Genomic DNA, 3933 nt, shown 5'->3' on the forward strand with positions numbered 1-3933 from the left:
ATTCGCTGGTCTCGACCGTGACACCGTTGCCCATGTAGATCGCGACGTGCGCCCCCGCGACGCCCAGGCCGCCGTCGTAGTAGATGACGTCGCCCGGTTGCAATTGCGAGGTGTCCAGCTTGGGCCCGGTCTGCACCACGGACCCGAATGCTCCGGCCCCCTCGGTCATGTTCCCGAACTGCACCGATGTTCCCTTGCCCGGGTCATACCCGGTGGCCTGGTAGATGGCGTATTCGGAGAGGCCGCTGCAATCGAAGCCGGTGTGTTCGTAGTCGTGCATCTGGTCCGCGTACGGATCCGTCCCTTTGGCCGGTGCTCCTGAAGTGCCGCCGTCCTTGCTGCCGCCGCCCCAGACGTAGCGCGTACCCTGCTGATTCTCGGCCGCACCGATGATCTTGAGCTTCTTGTCGGTGACCGCCTCCGGCAGCGGGTAGGCCGCAGGGGGCTCTCCCGACGGCCGGTGGGTGCCGTCGCCGTTCTTGCCGTTGAGGTAGTCACGCCAGTTCTGATCCCGCGCCTCGCCCGGTGGTTGCGCCGGGTATCCGGGCGGGTTCGTCTCACCTTTGGCATCGACCTTCCACCCGGGCTTGGGAGCCACCTCCGCGGGGTCGCCAGGCGCGTGGGGCACCTTGTATCCGGGGTCGCCCGGTTTGGCGTCCGGACCTGGAACCGGCGCGTTGGTGTCGTCGCTGGCGGGCTTCGGCTGGTCGGGAGGGGGTGGCGGCGGGGTGTTCGGGTCCTTGGGTTTGTCCTCGGTCGGGTTCAGGCCGTCGGTGGCCTTGCGTATTGCATCGGCGAGTTCGCGGTCCTGGCTGTCGAATTGGGCCAGCAGAGTCTTGAGCTTGACCGAGTTGGCGGCCGCCAGTTGCCGAATCTCGAGGGCCGTGACCGGACTGAGTTTCGCCGCGACATCCAGCGGGCCGCCGGGACGGATTGACACGGTGCCGTCGTCGGCCACCTGGTAGCCGTATTGCGTGAGGTTGTCCACCGCGTCGATCAGGGCGGTTCGACTGGCGGACAACCGCCCGCCGCCGTCGGTGAGGACCGTTTGCAGCCGCTGCAGGGCGTCCGCCACCTTCTGATGATCGGTGAAAGTACGGTTCGCACTGGCATTCGCGGCGTCGGCGGCCGAGCCGTTCCACCCCTCGTCCAGCTTCTTGAGGGTGCCGTGCCCTTCGGCGATCTGCTGCGAAGCCTTGCCGGCAGAGTCCGCCGCGCGATGACCGGCATCGGTCAACTGCTCGGGGTGAGAGTTCTTCACCTCGGAGATCGTCATCGTCATGTCGGGCTAGTTCCTCAGCATTCCCAGATCGAGCACAGCTGGGGGTTCATGGCGGCGAAGACATCCTCGTCGGCAACGGTCTGCCACTGTGCCTCAGGTGTTCCGGTGGACCACACGCTCAGTTCGGTCACCGTACTTCCCACGACTGCCAGGTACACGTGCGCCGTGATGTGCTTGTCCGGCAGTCGAATTTCGGCTGCGACTTGATTGCAGCCGCCGCGTTGCACGCTCGGGCAGAACTGCTTCGGGGTGGTCATGGTCAGTCGCGCTGTCGGAGAGGTGGTCTGGCATTCGGTCAGCGTGTCCAACGTGGCGGTGAACAACGCGTGCGCGGTCTGGCCCATGGTCCAGGGATCGCCGGGATAGTGGACGATCACTTGTTGCGCCGACCAGTTGTCGTCGCCTCGATCGATCAGAGATCGTGCGTTCTCGCCGCCGCCGAGTTGCGCCAGCGTGCCTCCACACAGGCTGTCGATCTGGAACGTGCTGCTTCCCAACGGCTGTGCCGAGTCGGCCAGATTGGGCCAATGCTGGGAGTCGTTGAGCGGGAGGCGATTGGAGTGGACCCACGCGGCTGTGGGCACGGCGTCGGCGTTCGGCGCTGTCGTGGACACCGGGTTGGCAGGGCTCGTCGCGGGGTGGCTCATGCCTGTGGTCGCGGAAGAGCCGTCGGCCCTGGGTGTGCCGACGACCGGAGTGTCCTGACATGCCGTCAGGCCCGCCACCATGGCGCCTACGGTCAGGACGATCGAGACTGCGCGCGTGAGCTTCATCAATTCTCCTGTCATCTCAGTAGCCCTGATGGGTGCCGGGATTCGTCTGCGGAATCTTCGCCCGGATGTCGGATCCGTCGGGATTCACGCCGTACTCCCCGACCAGATAGTTCATCGATGCGGCGATGTTCGCGGCTGGATCGTAGATATTGTTCGACGTCCCGGGCTGGTGGTACTGCGCGAAGGTTCCCGGGACGCATTGGGCGAGTCCGCGTGAGCACCCGTTGCCGTAGCCGTCGGACACGTTGTAGGTCGAGTTCGGCGGTTTCGCGTTGACGTCCCAGTCATTGACCGACATGGGGTTGTAGGACGATTCGTGTTCGGTCAGGGTCAGGTAGGCGTCCATCCAGCGTTGCCTGGCCGCGGGATCGGTCACGCCGCGTTGGTCCAACGCCTGGTTGATGTAGTTGCGGGTGGCGTCCTGGCCCGATGGCCAGGACCCCTTGTCGTAAGTCACCTGATCCACCGGAATGGCCTCGGGCCCGTGCTGGGCCGCCGGTGGGGGAGTGGCGCCTTCGCCGCCGTCGTCCGGCCCACCTGTGCCCTCACCGGCCTTCTTCACCTTCTTGCCCAGGTCGGCATCGGTCTTCTCGTATGTGTCGGCCGCCGAGTTCAGATTGGTCGAAAGTTTGGCGTACTGGTCTGCCACTCGCCGGCATGCGGTGTCTACAGCGGTTCCGGCCTGCCGGCAGGCGTCACCGCTGCTCAAACCGGGAAGCTGGGCGGGCAGTGCGGAGAATTGCAGATTGGTGCCGGTGCCGGCGCTGTCGGTACCCAGATGGTCGAAATCGCCCGCGGCCGACCGGAGGGTGGCGGGATTCACGCGCAGCGGCGAGGTCATAGCGGAAGCCTAATGGCGCCGCAGGGTCGGGCCTGGCACCAATTCCGTTGCGGGAGAACGGCTGTGAACTACCTGTGGATTTACTGCGGAGTGGTGCCGATAGTATGCCGCCGGGTGTAATGCGGCTCGCTGTCGGGCGCCCTCATGCGGTGCGGCGGAACAGATAGAACCGCGCTGCGTTCGCCCCGTTGTGGTCCATCGCCGGCTCGTCCCCGCTGGACAGCAGCGTCCAGCCTGTGCTGAAGCGCCGGACCACTTCGTCGAACCCGATCCCGGGCACACCCATGGATGCGCCCGGGATGAACGCCACGATCAGCAGTTGTGCATCGGGGGCCGCCACTGCGCTGACCTCCCGGACGTAGGCGTCGCGGTCGTCGGCGTTCATGCCGTGCAGGCAGCCACTGTCGACGATGAGATCGAAGCCGCCTCCGATACCTGACCAACTCAGTTGGGTCACATCGGCTTTGGCGAAGATCGCGGGCAGTCCGGCGGCCTTGGCGCGTGCTTTCTTCAGCGGTTTGGCCACGTAGTCAACACCGGTGACCCGCCAACCGTGTCTGGCCAGGTACACCGAGTTGTCCCCGGTGCCGCAGCCAACGTCGAGCGCGGTCCCGGGAGGCGTCAACGCGTGTGTTGTGCCTTCGACGATCGCCATCAGGCTATGCGCCAACGGGTGGCCGTCCCAGGGGGTGAACCCCACCCGGTACAGCCACCGGAACAAGCGTTGACGCGAACTCACCGAGCTAGAGCGAACCCAGGTCGGAGGACAGCCAGTGCTCGGGCTTGAGGAACACTGCCACGCTGTCGCCCTGCTCGCGGCGGGCGAATTCCAGATACGGCTCCACCTTCTCCGGGGCCAAATAGCGCTTGGTCATCTCGACGAGTTGCTCGTCGGTGCCGGGTTCGATGCGGTCGACGGCGCCGTCGACGGCCACATAGCGCACCGTCGGCTCGAGCCGCTCGACCATCAGGCTCAGATGGCCGGCTGCCTCGATCAGCCGGTGCTTGCGGGACCCGGTACCGGTCAGCAACCATGG

5 protein-coding genes are annotated in these 3933 nt (G+C 65.9%); all 5 read right to left on the reverse strand.

From position 1 onward, the window contains the following. Positions 1-1282, reverse strand: a 1282-nt coding sequence (locus A5779_RS08495) for a C40 family peptidase (RefSeq protein ID WP_064880823.1), incomplete at its 3' end; no start/stop codon positions are given. Positions 1283-1296: 14 nt separating this feature from the next. After that, on the reverse strand, positions 1297-2055 hold the full coding sequence (locus A5779_RS08500) for a hypothetical protein (RefSeq protein ID WP_131811606.1): 759 nt from the start codon (positions 2053-2055) through the stop codon (positions 1297-1299). Positions 2056-2071: 16 nt separating this feature from the next. Beyond that, a complete protein-coding gene (locus A5779_RS32865) occupies positions 2072-2896 on the reverse strand; it encodes a type VII secretion target (protein ID WP_082941590.1) in 825 nt (274 codons plus the stop codon). A 142-nt stretch (positions 2897-3038) separates the two neighbouring features. Then, positions 3039-3635, reverse strand: coding sequence for a class I SAM-dependent methyltransferase (locus A5779_RS08510; protein WP_064880827.1), 597 nt, complete (start codon positions 3633-3635; stop codon positions 3039-3041). 4 nt (positions 3636-3639) lie between these two features. Then, a partial coding sequence (locus A5779_RS08515; protein WP_064880831.1) for a hypothetical protein occupies positions 3640-3933 on the reverse strand: 294 nt, incomplete at its 5' end.

This window comes from Mycolicibacterium peregrinum, from assembly GCF_001665625.1.
Taxonomy (GTDB): Bacteria; Actinomycetota; Actinomycetes; order Mycobacteriales; family Mycobacteriaceae; genus Mycobacterium; species Mycobacterium peregrinum_B.